Source organism: Pseudomonas sp. 58 R 3 (genome assembly GCF_900006605.1).
GTDB lineage: Bacteria > Pseudomonadota > Gammaproteobacteria > Pseudomonadales > Pseudomonadaceae > Aquipseudomonas > Aquipseudomonas salomonii.
In genome coordinates, this window is sequence record NZ_CVTT01000038.1 from 235,772 (window position 1) to 253,299 (window position 17,528).

General features: G+C 60.4%; 14 protein-coding genes. 3 read left to right on the top strand and 11 right to left on the bottom strand.

The features are described from left to right. Nucleotides 1–21: 21 nt before the first annotated feature. The 5 genes from BFP92_RS06805 to BFP92_RS06825 form a co-directional block, all read right to left on the bottom strand. The gene (locus tag BFP92_RS06805; protein ID WP_017137029.1) at nucleotides 22–756 is read right to left on the bottom strand and encodes an amino acid ABC transporter ATP-binding protein; all 735 of its coding nucleotides are present in this window, start codon (nucleotides 754–756) and stop codon (nucleotides 22–24) included. Continuing rightward, the gene (locus BFP92_RS06810; protein ID WP_017137030.1) at nucleotides 753–1,424 is read right to left on the bottom strand and encodes an amino acid ABC transporter permease; all 672 of its coding nucleotides are present in this window, start codon (nucleotides 1,422–1,424) and stop codon (nucleotides 753–755) included. The genes BFP92_RS06805 and BFP92_RS06810 overlap by 4 nt, the downstream gene beginning before the upstream one ends. Further along, complete coding sequence (locus BFP92_RS06815) at nucleotides 1,424–2,170, bottom strand: amino acid ABC transporter permease (RefSeq protein ID WP_017137031.1); 747 nt, start codon at nucleotides 2,168–2,170, stop codon at nucleotides 1,424–1,426. Before BFP92_RS06815 ends, BFP92_RS06810 begins: the two co-directional genes overlap by 1 nt. Nucleotides 2,171–2,364: 194 nt before the next feature. Then, on the bottom strand, nucleotides 2,365–3,291 hold the full coding sequence (locus BFP92_RS06820) for a glutamate/aspartate ABC transporter substrate-binding protein (protein ID WP_065928902.1): 927 nt from the start codon (nucleotides 3,289–3,291) through the stop codon (nucleotides 2,365–2,367). Between the two features lie 388 nt (nucleotides 3,292–3,679). Next, the gene (locus tag BFP92_RS06825) at nucleotides 3,680–6,004 is read right to left on the bottom strand and encodes a TonB-dependent receptor (protein ID WP_065928903.1); all 2,325 of its coding nucleotides are present in this window, start codon (nucleotides 6,002–6,004) and stop codon (nucleotides 3,680–3,682) included. A gap of 124 nt (nucleotides 6,005–6,128) precedes the next feature. Between BFP92_RS06825 and BFP92_RS06830 the strand changes: the two genes are divergently transcribed. Beyond that, nucleotides 6,129–6,839 carry a tetratricopeptide repeat protein gene (locus BFP92_RS06830; RefSeq protein ID WP_065928904.1) on the top strand — a complete coding sequence of 237 codons (711 nt, stop codon included), beginning with the start codon at nucleotides 6,129–6,131 and terminating at the stop codon, nucleotides 6,837–6,839. Between the two features lie 49 nt (nucleotides 6,840–6,888). Here BFP92_RS06830 and glpD read toward each other — a convergent pair whose 3' ends face one another. From glpD to BFP92_RS06850, 4 genes are all read right to left on the bottom strand, one after another. After that, complete coding sequence (gene glpD, locus BFP92_RS06835; protein ID WP_065928905.1) at nucleotides 6,889–8,427, bottom strand: glycerol-3-phosphate dehydrogenase; 1,539 nt, start codon at nucleotides 8,425–8,427, stop codon at nucleotides 6,889–6,891. A gap of 286 nt (nucleotides 8,428–8,713) precedes the next feature. Then, entirely contained in the window at nucleotides 8,714–9,469 is a 756-nt protein-coding gene (locus BFP92_RS06840) for a DeoR/GlpR family transcriptional regulator (RefSeq protein WP_010212755.1), read from the bottom strand. Between the two features lie 95 nt (nucleotides 9,470–9,564). Then, nucleotides 9,565–11,070 carry a glycerol kinase GlpK gene (glpK, locus tag BFP92_RS06845; protein WP_017137034.1) on the bottom strand — a complete coding sequence of 502 codons (1,506 nt, stop codon included), beginning with the start codon at nucleotides 11,068–11,070 and terminating at the stop codon, nucleotides 9,565–9,567. A 77-nt stretch (nucleotides 11,071–11,147) separates the two neighbouring features. Further along, the gene (locus BFP92_RS06850; RefSeq protein WP_056857650.1) at nucleotides 11,148–12,005 is read right to left on the bottom strand and encodes an MIP/aquaporin family protein; all 858 of its coding nucleotides are present in this window, start codon (nucleotides 12,003–12,005) and stop codon (nucleotides 11,148–11,150) included. A gap of 325 nt (nucleotides 12,006–12,330) precedes the next feature. Between BFP92_RS06850 and ybaK the strand changes: the two genes are divergently transcribed. After that, entirely contained in the window at nucleotides 12,331–12,801 is a 471-nt protein-coding gene (ybaK, locus tag BFP92_RS06855; protein WP_017137036.1) for a Cys-tRNA(Pro) deacylase, read from the top strand. 143 nt (nucleotides 12,802–12,944) lie between these two features. Here the strand turns inward: ybaK and BFP92_RS06860 are convergent, their stop codons facing one another. Together BFP92_RS06860 and argF are read right to left on the bottom strand one after the other, a co-directional pair. Next, nucleotides 12,945–14,054, bottom strand: coding sequence for an ABC transporter ATP-binding protein (locus tag BFP92_RS06860; RefSeq protein ID WP_065928906.1), 1,110 nt, complete (start codon nucleotides 14,052–14,054; stop codon nucleotides 12,945–12,947). Next, nucleotides 14,051–14,971: an ornithine carbamoyltransferase gene (gene argF, locus BFP92_RS06865; RefSeq protein WP_065928907.1), complete on the bottom strand. Its 921-nt coding sequence runs from the start codon at nucleotides 14,969–14,971 to the stop codon at nucleotides 14,051–14,053. The genes BFP92_RS06860 and argF overlap by 4 nt, the downstream gene beginning before the upstream one ends. Before the next feature lie 422 nt (nucleotides 14,972–15,393). Here argF and BFP92_RS06870 point away from each other — a divergent pair, with 422 nt between their 5' ends. Continuing rightward, complete coding sequence (locus BFP92_RS06870) at nucleotides 15,394–17,502, top strand: molybdopterin oxidoreductase family protein (protein WP_065928908.1); 2,109 nt, start codon at nucleotides 15,394–15,396, stop codon at nucleotides 17,500–17,502. Nucleotides 17,503–17,528 lie beyond the last annotated feature (26 nt).

Sequence of the window (17,528 nt, forward strand, 5' to 3'; positions counted from 1 at the left end):
AATGTGGGAGCTATGTAGGGCTTAGTGCTGCAGGATTTTCTCAAGGAAGTGCTGCGCGCGTTCGGAGCGGGCGCTGATGTCGCCGAAGAACTCTTCTTTCGGGCAGTCTTCGATGATCTTGCCGGCGTCCATGAAGATCACACGGTCGGCCACTTTGCGCGCGAAGCCCATTTCGTGGGTCACGCACATCATGGTCATGCCTTCGTGGGCCAGTTGCACCATCACGTCGAGCACTTCGTTGACCATTTCCGGGTCGAGTGCCGAGGTCGGTTCGTCGAACAGCATGACGATCGGGTCCATGGCCAGGGCGCGGGCAATGGCCACACGCTGTTGCTGGCCGCCGGAGAGCTGGCCCGGATGCTTGTGGGCGTGTGCCGACAGGCCCACACGGTCAAGCAGTTGCAGACCTTTTTTGGTGGCTTCTTCCTTGCTGCGGCCCAGCACCTTGATCTGCGCGATGGTCAGGTTTTCGGTGATGGTCAGGTGCGGGAACAGCTCGAAGTGCTGGAACACCATGCCCACGCGCGAGCGCAGTTTGGGCAGGTTGGTCTTCGGGTCGGCGATGGAGGTGCCGTCGACCACGATGTCGCCCTTCTGGAACGGTTCCAGCGCGTTGACGCACTTGATCAGGGTGGATTTGCCCGAACCCGATGGGCCGCACACCACGATCACTTCGCCTTTTTTGACATCAGTGCTGCAATCGGTCAGCACCTGGAAGTCGCCATACCACTTGTTGATGTTCTTGATAGAGATCATACGGCAAACCTTTTTTGCAGACGCTTGACCAGCAGCGAGGCGGAAAAGCTGATGATGAAGTAGACGACACCGGCAAAGATCAGGAACTCATTGGAGCGGCCGATGATGTCGCCGTTGGAGCGGGCGGAGTTGAGGAAGTCCACCAGGCCCACGGTGTAGACCAGCGAGGTGTCCTGGAACAGGATGATCGACTGTTGCAGCAGCAACGGGGTCATCTTGCGGAACGCCTGGGGCAGGATGATCAGGCGCATGGTCTGGCCATACGTCATGCCCATCGCCTGGGCTGCGCCCATCTGGCCCTTGGGAATCGACTGCACGCCGGCCCGCACGATTTCACAGAAGTACGCGGCTTCGAACATCATGAAGGCCACGACGCAGGAGGTGAACGCACCGATCGGGGTGTCTTCGCCGGTGATCCAGCGCAACACGAACGGCACCGCCAGGTAGAACCAGGTGATCACCAGCAGCAGCGGGATCGAGCGGAAGTAGTTCACGTAGGCGCCGGCCAGGCGTGACAGCAGTTTGCTGGACGACAGGCGCATCAGCGCCAGGACCGTACCCAGCGCAATGCCGCCGACCACGCCCATGACCATCAACTGCAAGGTCATGACCATGCCGTTCCACAGGCCCGGGATGGCGGGGATGATACCGCTGAAATCGAAGTCCATTATTTACCCCCCACGGAGATCAGGCCGGGCACCGCGACTTTCTTCTCGATCACGCGCATCAGCAACATCAGGCTCATGTTCAAGGTGAAGTAGATCAACGTGGCCAGGGTGAAGGCTTCAAACAGGTTGGCCGAGAACTCGGCGGTCTGTTTGGTTTGCGCCAGCAGTTCCATCAAGCCGATCAAGGACGCCACGGAGGAGTTCTTGAACACGTTGAGGAATTCCGAGGTAAGCGGCGGAATGATGATGCGGTAGGCCTGGGGCAGCAGCACGTTCCAGTAGATCTGCGGCAGCTTGAAGCCCATGGCACGCGCCGCAGCTTCCTGGCCACGTGGCAGCGCCTGGATGCCGGTACGCACTTGTTCGCACACACGGGCGGCGGTGAACAGGCCCAGGCACACGACAACGCTCAGGTAGGCCGAGGTGGTCGGGTTGAGGTCTTGTTTGTACCAGTCCTGCAGGTTCTGCGGCAGCATATCGGGCACCAGGAAGTACCAGATAAACAACTGCACCAGCAGCGGCACGTTACGAAACAGTTCCACGTAGCAGGTCGCGATGCCCGCTACGAGACGGTTTGGCACGGTGCGCATGACGCCCAGAATGGAGCCAAGCAACAAGGCAATGATCCATGCCACGACAGCGATGGCGATGGTCCAGCCCAAACCGGCGATGTACCAGTCGAGATAAGTCTCGCTGCCAACGCCCGTGGACTTGAAGAACACGCCCCAGTCCCAGTTGTAATTCATTAGGGTCTCCCCTCGAGATCGATCGATGTACAAGCACCTGCTTGGGGAAGATCCTTTCCCGCCTGACGGTGAACGCCAGGCACACGCGATCGGCTCGAAAACCGCCAGGTCGAGTGTTCCACATTAAAGCCAGCAGGTAGTAACAGACGCCTGAGGGAGGGTTGGCTCCCTCAGGACATAAGCTTAGTCAGGTATCAGATTTTTACGTCGGGGGCTGGCTTGTCGCTTGGGTTAGCGATCAGCTCCTTAACCTTTTCGCTCATCGGGAAGTTCAGGTTCAGGCCTTTTGGTGGGATCGGGCTCTCGAACCACTTGCTGTAGATCTTGTTGATCTCGCCGGATTTGTACAGGGCGACGATGGCGTCATCCACGGCTTTCTTGAAGGCCGGGTCGTCTTTACGCACCATGCACGCGTAGGCTTCGAAGGACTGCGGAGTACCGGTGATGACCCAGTCGTCCGGCTTCTTGGCCTTGGCTTCTTCGCCGGCCAGCAGGGCGTCGTCCATCATGAACGCAACGGCACGGCCGCTTTCGAGCATCTGGAAGGATTCGCCGTGGTCTTTGGCGGAGATGACGTTCATGCCCATCTGCTTGTCGGCGTTCATCGCTTTGATGATGCGCTCGGACGTGGTGCCGGCGGTGGTCACGACGTTTTTGCCTTTCAGGTCGGCAAAGTCAGCGTAGGACGGCTTGCCATCCTTGTCCTTCTTGACCAGCAGACGGGTGCCGATTTCGAAGATGTTGACGGTGAAATCAACTTGCTGGGCGCGTTCGGCGTTGTTGGTGGTGGAGCCGCACTCAAGGTCCGCAGTGCCGTTCTGGATCAGCGGGATACGAGTCTGCGAAGTCACCAGGTTGTACTTGGTCTTCAGGTCGGGCTTGTTCAGGTCTTTTTTCAGGGCTTCTACCACAGCCAACTGAACATCGTGGGAGTAGCCCACGGGTTTGCCCGAGCCATCAGCGATGTAGGAAAACGGAATGGAGCTGTCGCGGTGAGCGAGGGTGATGGTGCCGGAGTCGTTGATTTTCTTCAGTGTGCCGGTGAGTTCGGCGGCGAAAACTGGAGTGCTGATCAGAGCAGCAGCGATAGCTGCGCCCAGGATATGGGGAACGATGCGCATCAATACTTCCTCGACATTTGTTTTTTTTATGAAGCCTGCTAAGTGGCTCTCTTTGTACTGCGACTGCCCATGACGGCTCCTAAGGCGCCTCAGGCAATCGTCAGGGAGTGTAGAGCATGAGTCGTGCCATACCGGAAATAAAAGGTTATTTGGTTGATTTATAAGGAGATTAACTTTGTGTTACGAGGGATTTGTAACGCTTCGGTCCGGCAAACCGAATAGGGTGGGGTTTGGCGTTCGGAAAACCGAATGCTTGATGCGGATAGATGGAGATCCAAATGTGGGAGCGGGCTTGCTCGCGAATGCGCAGTGTCAGTCAATACAGCTTTAACTGATCCACCGCATTCGCGAGCAAGCCCGCTCCCACATTTTTGACCGAGATCCGCTCTTAGAAGGTGTAGTCCGCCGACACCACCGCCGCACGCCCATCACCCGGCACGGCCCAACCGTTGTTGCGGATGCGCGTCAGGTATTGCTTGTCGAACAGGTTGTTGACGTTCAACTGCAGGTTCAGCTGTTTATTGACCTTATACCCGAGCATCGCACGCTGTACCGCGTAGCCAGGCGCAGTCGGTGCCCCGGCGGCGCTGACCAGGTACTGCCTGGATTGCGCGGTGATGCCGTAGCCCACTTGGAAGTCATACGGCAGGTCGTACACCGTCCACAGGCTGGCCGCGTGTTTTGGCGTGAACGGTAGCGGTTCACCTTTCTGCGCGTCGAAGCCGGTACTTGCCAGGGTGAAGTCGCTGGCGCTGCGCAGCACGCGGGTGTCGAGGTAGGTGTAGTTGGCGAAGACCTTCCATTTGTCCGTGATCGCGCCGCTCAGACCCAATGCAACGCCGTCCGCACGTGCCTTACCGTCGAGCGATTGCGTTCCGCTCAGGTTGGTTGGGTCATTGCTGGCGACTTTGTAGTTGGTGCGGTCATTGCGAAAGACTGCGCCAGTGATCGACAGGGCGTTGTCGAAGAAGTCCCACTTGGTGCCGATTTCGTAGCTGACCGCGGTTTCCGGCGAGACATTACAGTTGTTGATGGCCGCCGTGTTGTTCTTGGCCGGGGTGTAACAACTGCCGTTCACGCTGGCCTGGGACGGCGTCTTGCTGTTGCCGTAGGCAATGTAGATGCTGCCGTTTTCGGCCGGCTTGTACACCAGCGCCAGGCGATAGGACGTCAGGTCATCCGCTTGGCCGAAACGCCCGCCAGGGGTTTCCACGCCGGTGCTGGAGTAGGCGTTGGTCACCGAACTGCCGGCGTTGTGCTCGTAGCGCAGGCCGCCGTTGATTTCCCATTGCGGGCTGAGTTTGAGCGTGTCGAAGGCATAGGCGGCGCGGTTGTTAAGCGCACCGTCGATATGCGCGGCACGGGTGAAGTTGACCGGGCCGTTCCATTCCGAGTTCGGGTCGCTGAAGCTGACCGGTGGCGGCACGAGGGTGCTGCCGTTGGCGTTGGTCAGCCATTTGCCGGTGTCCGCCTCGTATTCCTCGCGGCTGATGGCGATGCCGGTGACCAATGTGTGCTCGACGAAACCGGTGCTGAAGTGGCTGGTCACGTCAGTCTGGTTGGTGAACATCTTGTTTTGGGTGTTGCGCTCGTTACCCAGCGAGCCGCCGCTTGGCTGGAAGTAGCCGGGTTTGAGCCCGCCCGTGCACGGGGCGCCGGTGATCTGGGTGCCGGTGGCGAGGCAGCCGGCCTGGGCGCCTTCGGGGCCGGAGGCGCGCAGGTCTTGGCGCACGCGCTCGACGCGGGTGAAGTTGCGCACCGAGACGGCGTCGTTGAAGTCGTGCTCAAGCTTCAGGCTGAACGCGTCCGAGGTGATTTGCTGGTCATTGATGTTGTGGTAGCCGTAGTAGTCGCTCCAGCCCACGCCCGGCATCGGTTTGCCGTTGTAGATCGGGATGCCGTATTGCGGCGTGTTGTCGTCTTTCTGATGCTCATAACTGACGGTGACGCGGGTTGGCGTGCCCAGGCCGAAGGCAATAGAGGGCGCGATGCCCCAGCGCGAGTAATCTTCATAATCGCGGCCCGGCACGTCGTTACCATGGGCCATCAGGTTCAACCTGAAGGCGGTGGTGTCGTTGAGTTGCTGGTTGGTGTCCAGGGTGAGGCGCTTGTAGCTGTCGGTGCCGATACCGGCGCTGATCGTGGTTTTATCGCGCAGCTCAGGTTGCTTGGTCACCAGGTTGATGGTGCCGCCGACTGCACCGGAACCCGAGTACACCGAGCTTGCGCCGCTGACCACTTCGACCTGTTCCAGGTTAAACGGGTCGGTGCGGCTGTATTGCGCGCTGTCGCGCACGCCGTCGACGTAGATGTCGCCGCTGGCCGAGAAGCCGCGCAGGTTGATGCTGTCGCCATAACCGCTGCCGCCTTCGCCGGCACCAAAGGTGATGCCGGGCACGGTGCTGAGCACATCGCGCAGGGTCAGCAGGTTCTGGTCATGGATGACTTCCTTGGGCACCACCGTGATGGTCTGCGGCGTATCGCGCAGCAACTCGGTGTACTTGGGGGATGAGGGAGCGGCGGGGTTGTAAGTGCTCTGGCTCGGCGCCTGACCTTCGATACTGGTCGCGCCGAGCTGGATTACGCCCGTGCCGTCATCTGCTGCAGTCTCCACCGCATAACTGAATCCTCCCTGCGCAGCCACTGCCAAACCCACCGCCGACGCGAGCAAATGCCGCGATGAAAGGGGGGCAGAACTGATCCCGGTAGCCATTGATTATTCTCGTGTGAGTGAAAGTGAGAGGCGATCGTAATTGATAAAGGATCTCAAATGTAATAGTTTGTAACGAAATAATTCATGAAACTTTTGCGGTTCTCGATCGCAATACAGGGCTGCCATGCAGAGCGATCCGTCGAATATCGGTAAAAACCCACGCGCCTATGCACGTTGGGTCATGCATACCGCGCAACTGGGCGATGCCGACGCGCAGGCAGCACTGGCGCAGTTGTTGCTCGACGGCCGTGGCGTGCAGAAGGATGAGGCGCTGGCGCTGACCTGGTTTCGCATCGCCGCACGCCAGCGCCACCCCATGGCGATCAACATGATCGGGCGCTGCCTGGAGAATGGCTGGGGCTGCGCCATCGATCTGGCGGATGCCGCGCAGCATTACCGACACGCCGCCGACCTGGGCCTGGATTGGGGGTTGTACAACTACGCGCAATTGCTCACCTGCGGGCGCGGTGTGGAGCGTGACCTGGGCGCGGCGTATGCGCTGTTTGCGCAGGCGGCGGATAAGGGCCACGCCAAGTCGATGAACCTGCTGGGGCGTTTCCACCATGAAGGTGTGGTGGTGCCCAAGGATCTGCGCCTGGCCAAAGCGTGGTATCAGCGCTCGGCCGAGGCCGGAGATTTTCGCGGGCAGTACAACCATGCTGCGGAGTTGGTGGCAGAGGGCGATGAAGCCCAGGCTTGCGTATGGCTTGAGCGTGCGCTGGCGACGGCGACGCAGGGGTTTCTGCAGGCGGCTTATCCGGTGCTGCTGAGCGCGGCGTCCAGCGCGATTCGAGACATGGGCCTGCGTTATCAGCGCCTGGCACTCGCGACATAAAAAAGCCCCTGGACCTTGCGGTGCAGGGGCTTCTGGTTACGGCCTGCGATCAGGCCGCTTCAATCTTTGCGCGGTTTTGCTCAACCTTGGACAGGTAACGCTGCAGGTTGTCCTGCTCTTGCGGTGTGGTGAACAAGCCCAGCTTGGTGCGGCGCCACAGCACATCGTGCGGTTGCGTCACCCATTCTTCGGCGCACAGGTAATCGACTTCGCGGGTGTACAGGCCGCCACCCAGGTGCTCGCCCAAGTCAGCCAACGATTGCACACCTTCGAGCAAGCGCCAGGTACGGCTGCCGTACGTGGTGGACCAACGGCGTGCGATCTCGCTGGGTACCCAGTCGAACTTGGCGCGAATCGCTTCGGCCAGGGCTTCTGGCGTGGTCATGTCTTCGCCGCCCGGCAGGCTCGCCGTGGCAGTCCAGCTTGGGCGCATCTGCGTGAAAAACGGCGCCAGTTGCGCCATCGCCGACTCGGCCAGCTTGCGGTAGGTGGTCAACTTGCCACCGAACACCGACAGGATCGGCGCTTCACCCTTACCGCCAGACAGTGACAGGGTGTAGTCGCGGGTGATGGCCGACGGGTTGTCCGATTCGTCGTTGCACAGCGGGCGCACGCCGGAGTAGGTGTGCACGATGTCGTCGCGACTCAGCTGCTTCTTGAAGTGCGCGTTGACCACGTTGAGCATGTAGTCGGTTTCACCTTCGGTAATCGCAACCTTCGCCGGATCGCCAGTGTACTCACGGTCGGTGGTGCCGATGATGGTCAGGTGGTTCAGGTACGGAATAGTGAAGACGATGCGCTGGTCTTCGTTCTGCAGAATGTGCGCATGCGCACCTTCGTAAAGTTTCGGCACGATCAAGTGGCTGCCCTGAATCAGGCGGATGCCGTAAGGCGAGTCCAGCTTCAGGTCTTCCTTGATGAACTTGGCGACCCACGGGCCGGCGGCATTCACCAAGGCGCGGGCGCGGATCGAGAACAGGCTGCCATCGGCGCGCTCCATGTTCATTTCCCACATGCCGTTGCTGCGATGTGCGCTGACGCAACGGGTCTGGGTGTGGATATGCGCGCCTTTTTCGCGGGCGGCCATGGCGTTGAGCACGACTAGACGTGCGTCATCGACCCAGCAGTCGGAGTATTCGAAGCCTTTGGTGATTTCGCTTTTCAGCGGGCTGTCGGGGCCGAACTTGAGGCTCTTGGAACCGGCGAGTTTTTCACGCTTGCCCAAGTGGTCGTACAGGAACAGGCCCGCGCGAATCATCCACGCCGGGCGCAGGTGCGGGCGGTGCGGCAAGACAAAGCGCATCTGCTTGACAATGTGCGGGGCCTTGGCCAGCAGCACTTCACGTTCGGCCAGCGCCTCGCGCACCAGGCGGAATTCGTAATGTTCGAGGTAGCGCAGGCCACCGTGGATCAGCTTGCTGCTGGCCGAAGAGGTGTGGCTGGCCAAGTCGTCCTTTTCGCAAAGGAATACCGACAAACCGCGCCCGGCTGCGTCTGCTGCAATGCCGACGCCATTGATCCCGCCGCCAATTACGGCGACATCATAGACTTCGGCAAGCGGTGGAGCAGGCAAGGTGGAAAGGTTCATCGGCTAGCCTCGCGATCTTTTCGTCTTGGAATTCGAACATTAATGTTCATTTGCGAAAATGGTAGCTGATAAACGCGCGCGCAGCCACCTGACTTCGATTGAAAAAACTCATCGAAGGGTGGGGAAAGGAAGAATTGTGAACATGAGCCGGGGGAAGGCTCAATAGAAGGGGGGCTGGTTAAATCGCCTTCGCGAGCAAGCCCGCTCCCACAGTTGACCGAGTTCCAGCATGAGAATGCGGTTAACTGTGGGAGCGGGCTTGCTCGCGAAGGCGCCAGTGCAGGCGCTAAACCACTTCCAACCGAACCTTATGCTGATTCAATAACTGAACAAGTGCCGGCACTGGCTGCTGATCGGTCACCAGGCAGTCCACCAGACTGATCGGCCCCAAGCGAATCATGGCATTGCGCCCGAATTTGCTTGAGTCCGCCGCCAGAATCACCTGGCGTGCATTGGCGATGATCGCCTGGGAAACCCTGACTTCCTGATAATCGAAGTCCAGCAGGCTGCCGTCTTCATCAATGCCGCTGATGCCCACCAAGGCAAAGTCGACCTTGAACTGGTTGATAAAGTCGACACTCGCCTGGCCCACCACACCGCCGTCACGGCGCACGTTGCCGCCGGTCAACAGCACATCGAAGTCGTCCTTGGCACTGAGCATGGTCGCGACGTTGAGGTTGTTGGTGATGATTTTCAGGTGGTTGTGATTGAGCAGCGCACGGGCGATGGACTCGGTGGTGGTGCCGATATTGATAAACAGCGAGGCGTGGTCAGGGATTTGCGCGGCAATCGCTTCGCCGATGCGTTGTTTTTCGTCACGCATCTGGTCGGCCCGCATGGCGTACGCGGTGTTTTCGACACTGGAGTCATAGGCCGCGCCGCCGTGGTAGCGGCGCAGCAGATTGGCGTCCGCCAGCTGGTTGATATCGCGGCGGATGGTTTGCGGGGTGACAACGAATAGCTGCGCCATCTCCTCGATACTGACATAGCCGCGTTCGCGCACCAGTTCGAGGATTTGTTGTTGGCGGGGAGGCAGATTCATGGGGCGTCCTTTGGGCTGCCATACAAAAGTGGCCCATGATGCCGCAGCAATCGACTCCCCGCCAGTTACAACCCGATATGGGTCCGGCGGTTGGCTTATTCAGCGCCTTCGTGCGGTTCCCAGTCGCGGGTGCGGCTGACTGCTTTTTGCCAGCCGGCGTAGAGCTTCTCTTTGGCGGCTTCATCAAGCTGTGGTTCGAATTCGCGCTCGATCACGGCCTTGCCACGCAGTTCGTCCAGGCTGCCCCAGAAACCGCAGGCCAGGCCTGCCAGGTACGCGGCGCCAAGTGCCGTGGTCTCGCGCATTTGCGGGCGCTCGACCTGGGTGCCGAGGATGTCGGCCTGGAACTGCATCAGGAAGTTGTTGGCCACCGCGCCGCCGTCCACACGCAGGGCTTTGAGGCGTTCGCCCGAGTCCTGTTGCATGGCGTCCAGCACGTCGCGGGTCTGGTAGGCAATCGACTCCAGGGCGGCACGAATAATGTGGTCCACACGCACGCCACGGGTCAGGCCGAACAGCGCGCCACGGGCATACGGGTCCCAGTACGGGGCGCCCAGGCCGGTGAAGGCGGGCACCAGGTACACGCCGTTGCTGTCCTTGACCTTGCCGGCGAAGTATTCGGTGTCGGTGGCGTCGGCGATGATTTTCAGCTCGTCACGCAGCCATTGCACGGTGGAGCCACCGTTGAAGACCGCGCCTTCGAGGGCGTAAGCCACTTCGCCACGTGGGCCGCAAGCGATGGTGGTGAGCATGCCGTGCTTGGATTTCACGGCTTTGTCGCCGGTGTTCATCAGCAGGAAGCAACCGGTGCCGTAAGTGTTCTTGGCCTGGCCGGCTTCCACGCACATCTGGCCGAACAGCGCCGCTTGCTGGTCACCGGCAATCCCGCCGATGGCGATGCCGCTTTTGGTACGGCCGTAGATTTCCGAGGAGGACTTCACTTCCGGCAGCATTTCGCGCGGCACGTCGAGGATCTCCAGCATCTTCGCATCCCACTCCAGGGTGTGGATGTTGAAGAGCATGGTGCGCGAGGCGTTGGTGTAGTCGGTGACGTGGGTTTTGCCGCCGGTAAATTTCCAGATCAGCCAGCTGTCGACGGTACCGAACAGCAGTTCGCCGTTGCGCGCACGCTCGCGGCTGCCTTCGACGTTGTCGAGGATCCACTTGAGCTTGGTGCCGGAGAAGTACGGGTCGGTCACCAGGCCGGTGGTGTCGCTGATGTATTGCTCGTGGCCGTCGCGCTTGAGCTGCTGGCAGATCTCGGTGCTGCGGCGGCACTGCCACACGATCGCGTTGTAGATCGGGCGGCCGGTGATCTTGTCCCAGACCACGGTGGTTTCACGCTGGTTGGTGATACCGATGGCGGCGACCTGGTCATGGTGCAGGCCGGCTTGTGCCAGGGCTTCAACCATTACCGCGCTCTGGGTGGCGAAAATTTCCATCGGGTCATGTTCGACCCAGCCGGCTTGCGGGTAATGCTGAGCGAATTCACGCTGGGCGGTGCAGACCACGTTGGCGTCCCGGTCGAAGATGATCGCCCGCGAACTGGTAGTGCCCTGATCGAGGGCAATGATGTAGTTCTTATTCTGAATGTCGGTCATGTCAATTGCCTTGGACGAAATAAGGAAGTCGGAAATAAGCCTGGGCCGCGAAGGGCAGGGGCACCAGGCCGGCGCTTTCAGGAAATACGAGTCTTGCCGTTGACAGCCGTGTCAGGTGTTTCTTCAGCTATAGCAGGTGCGGCGCTTGGCAGGTGGCGGGCAATCAGCCCGCGGTACGCCGCTGCGCCGAGGCAGGCGCCGACAATCGGCGCGAAAATCGGTACCAGGAAGTAAGGAATATCGCGGCCGCCAGTAAAGGCCATTTCACCCCAGCCGGCGAAAAAGGTCATCAGCTTGGGGCCGAAATCCCGCGCCGGGTTCATCGCAAAGCCGGTCAGCGGGCCCATGGCGCTGCCGATTACCGCAATCAGCAGGCCGATCAGCAGTGGGGCCAACGGGCCGCGGGGCAGGCCGTTGTTATCGTCGGTCAGGGCCATGATCACGCCCATCAGGATGGCGGTGATGACCATTTCCACGAGGAATGCCTGGGCCGTGCTCAGCAAGGCATGCGGGTAGGTGGAGAACACCGACGCCAATTCCAGGCTGGCCTGGGAGCCGCGCACCATATGGTGAGTTTGTTCGTAATCGAAAAAGAGGTTGCTGTACAGCGTGTAAACCAGCGCCGCCGAGCAGAAGGCGCCAGCGATTTGCGCGAGGATATAGAAAGGCAGTTTGCGTTTTTCAAAATCGGCAAAGATGCACAGGGCGATACTCACGGCCGGGTTGAGATGCGCCCCGGAAATACCGGCGGTGAGGTAGATCGCCATGCTCACGCCGATGCCCCAGATAATACTGATTTCCCACAGCCCGAAGCTGGCACCCGCGACCTTGAGCGCAGCGACACATCCTGTACCGAAGAAGATCAGAAGCGCAGTCCCCAGGAACTCGGCCATGCATTGGCTCGAAAGTGAAGGCTGTTGAAGAGCAGTAGTCATGGCAAACCTCGATTGTTGTTCTTGTTGGCGCATAGCCTCAACGGACGATTGCGCGATTTTCACCGTAATCAGGATCCCCATCCTGACTGCGGCTTCCCGCTGGAACACTGGAGCACTATTCCTACAGTATTCGGAAACGAAAAAATATAGACAAGAATGACCGCTGTCAAAGGTCGAAAGTGAACCATTGGTCATTTTCGAACTATTGGTCTGGTGAATGATCACGGGGGAGGCTGCAAGTGTTCACAGCAGGAGGGTCGCACTAGAGCGTTTTGTGCGGGCTTGGCCTAGAATTGGCGATCTTTTTGCTGCGCCAGGAGTAGACATGACCCCCGCACTGGACCTGTTGAAAAAAGTTCGCGCCGAACATCGCATCCACAGTTACGAGCACGACCCCAAGGCCGCGTCTTATGGCCTGGAGGCCGCGGAAAAATTGGGTCTTGATCCGGCGCAGGTGTTCAAGACCTTGCTGGCCAGCAGTGAGAAAGGTGAGTTGTTGGTGGCGGTGGTGCCGGTCGTCGGAAGTCTGGACTTGAAGGCGCTGGCCCATGCGGCCGGGGTTAAAAAAGCCGAGATGGCCGATCCGGTCGCGGCGCAGCGTTCTACCGGCTACCTGTTGGGTGGCATCAGCCCTTTAGGGCAGAAGAAGCGTTTGCGCACCTTTATCGATGAGACCGCGCAACAGTTTGCGACGATTCATGTGAGTGCCGGCAGAAGGGGGTTGGAAGTGGAACTGGCTGCAGCGGTGCTGGCCGAGCACACCCAGGCCAAATTTGCGCCGATTGGGCGGGGCTGAAACTCATATTTTGAAGCTTTTGAGATCCAATGTGGGAGCGGGCTTGCTCGCGATGCGGTGGTTCAGTAATGAATCTGTCAGCTGACACACCGCATTCGCGAGCAAGCCCGCTCCCACATTTTTTACCCGGTTTCGTCAGTTGCTCAGTGAGCCGGGCTGTAGCGGCGAACGCCGGATTCAACTTGAGGAATCTGCGCCGCCGTGCTGCCCGATGCCTGAAACAACACCAGATGCTCCGCCGCCACCCGAATCCCCACCTGCGCACCGACCTGATGGTCTGCATGGCTGGGGAAAATCGACTCCAGCTGTGCGCCGGTCGGCAGTTGCAGGCGGTACAAGGTCGAAGCGCCAAGGAACGTCTTACCGACAATTCGCGCTTTCAGCGCGCTGTCCGGCGCATAAACAATGTCATCCGGGCGTAGCAGAACGTCCACCGCGCCACCGGTTGGCCAGGTATAAGCACGATTGCCACGCAAGTCACCCAGTTCGGTACTCACCGATTCCGGCGAACTCAGTTGCCCGCGAATAAAGTAACCCTGGCCGATAAAGCTGGCGACATAAGGCGTCTGCGGTTCGTGGTAGAGGTTGTAGGGCGTGTCCCACTGCTCAAGGCGGCCTTCCTTGAATACCCCCACCTGATCACTCACGGCGAAGGCTTCTTCCTGGTCATGGGTGACCAGAATCGCACTGGTGCCACGCGCCTTGAGAATGTCGCGCACCTCATGGCTGAGCTTGCGCCGCAGTTCGCCATCGAGGTTGGAGAAGGGTTCGTCGAGCAGCAACAGTTGCGGCTCCGGCGCCAGCGCGCGGGCGAGGGCGACGCGTTGTTGCTGGCCGCCGGAAAGCTCGTGTGGGAAGCGTTTGCCGAGGTTTTTCAGGTTGACCAGTTCCAGCAGTTCGCCGACCACGCGGTCTTTTTGCGGGTGCTTGCGAATGCCGAAGGCGATGTTGTCGGCCACGCTCAAATGCGGAAACAGCGCGTAGTCCTGGAACACCATGCCAATGCGACGTTTCTCCGGCGCCAGGGTGAACCCGGCGCTGGAGATTACTTCACCGGCCAGGCTGATCTCACCTTCATGCACCGGCTCAAACCCGGCAATCGCCCGCAAGGTCGTGGTTTTGCCGCAACCTGAGGAGCCCAGCAGGCAGCCGATGTCACCGGCGTTGAGGTGCAGATTGAGGTTCTGCACCACGCGTTGATCTTGATAGCCGCATGCCAGATTGCGCAGGTTCAGCAGTAATGGCTGGCTCATGCGTGGTGGTACGACGGCGGGACGAGGAATTCGAGCAGCGCCTTTTGCGCGTGCAGGCGGTTCTCGGCCTGGTCCCACGCCACCGAGCGCTCATCGTCGAGCAGGTCGAGGCTGATTTCTTCGCCACGGTGCGCGGGCAGGCAGTGCATGAACAGCACGTCCGGCGCGGCCAGGTCGAGCAGGGCGCGGGTCACCTGGAACGGCGCGAACAGCGCCAGGCGCTTGGCGGTTTCGTCTTCCTGGCCCATGGAGGTCCATACGTCGGTGCTCACCAGGTGCGCGCCGATGACCGCGTCACGCGGGTCGCGCACCAGGGTCACGCGATCACCGGCCTGGGCCAGGAAGCGTGCATCCGGCTCGTAGCCTTCGGGGCAGGCAACGCGCAGTTGGAAGTCGAACTGGATCGCCGCTTCTATATAGCTGTTGCACATGTTGTTGCCGTCGCCGATCCAGGCCACGGTCTTGCCCTGAATCGAACCACGGTGCTCAAGGAAGGTTTGCATGTCGGCCAGCAACTGGCACGGGTGCAGGTCATCGGACAGGCCGTTGATCACCGGTACCCGCGAGTTGGCGGAAAACTCGGTCACGGTGCTGTGGGCAAAAGTACGGATCATCACCGCATCGAGCATGCGCGACATCACGCGGGCGGCGTCGGCAATCGGCTCGCCACGGCCCAGTTGGGTGTCACGCGAGGACAGGAAGATGGCTTGGCCACCCAGCTGGATCATGCCGGCTTCGAACGACACGCGGGTGCGGGTCGACGACTTCTCGAAAATCATCCCGAGCACACGGTTTTTCAAAGGCTCGAACAGTACGCCGCGGTTACGCAGGTCTTTAAGCTCAATGCCTCGACGGATCACGCTGACCAGCTCTTCGGGCGTGCAATCCATCAGGGAGAGAAAGTGCCTTGCGCTCATCATTAACTACCTTTTTGCAACAGACCGCAGATACTCAAAGCCTTGTTTATTGTGACAACGGGCGAGACCTGCGGCGAAAGCCGCACGGGGCGACGAAATAGGGGAAGGCGCGATCTTATAATTAAATGTCGCGTCTTACCAATAGGGCTACGGTTTTTAAGGGTGTTCAAGAGGGGCGCCGGGGCGCTTTTGAAGACTGATTCCTGACAGCAGCGCCCCATTTGTACACTGGCGCCGAGACCTTTTGCAATGTGTGGGGGCGGGCTCGGGCCAGGCTGCGTCGGTTTCAGCGGTGCTGTAGCAAGTTTTGAAACATTTGCTCACGGTCTGGCCTATGCCCTTTGATTCACGCGGCGAACGTTGCTGGTGCGCGTCCGGTTGTCGGGCCATAGTTGGGCCAAAGCCCAATAAAGAGACTGGCCATGACCAAGACTCTCCACCACCGTGCCTGCCATCTGTGTGAAGCCATCTGTGGTCTGACCCTGGAAACCACCCAGGCGGACGACGGCAGCCTGGCGATCACTTCCATCAAGGGCGACCCGCTGGATACGTTCAGCCGCGGACACATTTGCCCAAAAGCCGTGGCGCTGCAAGACATCCAGAACGACCCGGACCGTTTGCACCAGCCCATGCTGCGCGTGGGCAGCGACTGGCAGCCGATCCCATGGGACGAGGCCTTTGCGCTGGTGGCCGAACGCCTCGCAGGCATTCAGGCCCGGCACGGGCAGAACGCGGTGGCGGTGTATCAGGGCAACCCCAGCGTGCATAACTATGGGTTGATGACGCACAGCAACTACTTCCTTGGCCTGCTGAAGACGCGCAATCGGTATTCCGCCACCTCGGTGGACCAGTTGCCCCATCACCTCACCAGCCACCTGATGTACGGCCATGGCTTGTTGCTGCCGATTCCGGACATCGACCACACCGACTTCATGCTGATCCTGGGCGGCAACCCGCTGGCGTCCAACGGCAGCATCATGACCGTGCCCGATGTGGAAAAACGCCTCAAGGCCATCCAGGCGCGTGGCGGCAAAGTGGTGGTGGTTGACCCCCGACGCAGCGAGACGGCAGCGATTGCCGATCAGCATGTGTTCGTGCGCCCCGGTGGCGACGCCGCGCTGTTGTTCGGGCTGCTCAACACCTTGTTCAGCGAAAACCTGACCCGCGACAGCCATTTGCCGATTGCTGGCCTGGAGGCTGTGCGCCAGGCGATTGCCGGGTTTACCGCTGAAGCCATGAGCCGCCAGTGTGCGGTGCCTGCCGAGCAGATCCGCCAGTTGGCGCGGGACTTTGCGGCGGCGGACAAGGCCGTGTGCTACGGGCGCATGGGCGTATCGACCCAGGCCTTCGGCACGCTGTGCCATTGGCTGGTGCAATTGATCAATCTGGTCACGGGCAACCTCGACCGTGTCGGCGGCGCCCTCTGCACCACGCCGGCAGTAGACCTGGTGGCCTCCACTGGCGGTGGGCACTTCAATCGCTGGCAAAGCCGGGTGTCCGGGCGGCCGGAGTACGGTGGTGAGTTGCCCGTTTCGGCCCTGGCCGAAGAGATGCTCACTGAAGGCGAGGGGCAGATCCGCGCCCTGGTGACGGTGGCCGGAAACCCGGTGCTGTCCACGCCTAACGGCCGCCAACTGGAGAAAGCCCTGGACGGTTTGGAGTTCATGGTCAGCGTCGACCTGTATATCAACGAAACCACGCGCTATGCCGACCTGATCCTGCCGTCCACCTCGGCGCTGGAAAACGATCACTACGACACCACATTCAATATGTTTGCGGTGCGTAACGTCACCCGCTTCAATCGCGCGATCCTGCCCAAGCCTGCCGGCGCGTTGCATGACTGGGAGATCTTTGTCGGTTTGGCCAAGGCCTTCGCTGCGCACACCGGTGTTGCGCTCAAGCCGACCATGGCACCGGCGCAGATGATCGACTTTGGCTTGCGCGCCGGGGTCTATGGCGATGCTTCCGAGCACAAACTGTCGGTGGCCATGCTCGCCGATCATCCCCATGGCGTGGACCTGGGGCCGCTCAAGCCTAATCTGGCCGCACGCTTGAAAACCGCCGACGGCCACGTGCAGGCGGCGCCTGCGGTGATCCTGGCGGACCTGGCGCGGTTTGCCGCGCAGCCGGTGCCGATGGTCAATGAATTGTTACTGATCGGCCGTCGGCATGTGCGCAGCAACAATTCCTGGATGCATAACTATCACCGCCTGGTGAAGGGCAAGCCGCGCCATCAACTGCATATGCACCCCGACGACCTGGCCAGCCGACAATTGAGCGATGGGCAGTGGGTGCGCGTCAGCTCACGTATTGGCGAGATTGAAGTGGAAGTGGTGGCGAGCCTGGACATGATGCCCGGCGTGGTCAGCCTGCCTCACGGCTGGGGGCACGGTCGCCCAGGCGTGCGCATGACCATCGCCAGTGAGCAGCCTGGGGCCAGTGCCAATGACCTGACCGACGAGCGGCAATTGGACGAATTGTCTGGGAACGCCGCGCTCAATGGCGTCCCGGTGCAGGTGGCCGCCGCATAAGGCCCGAGCACCGCGCTGGAATTTTG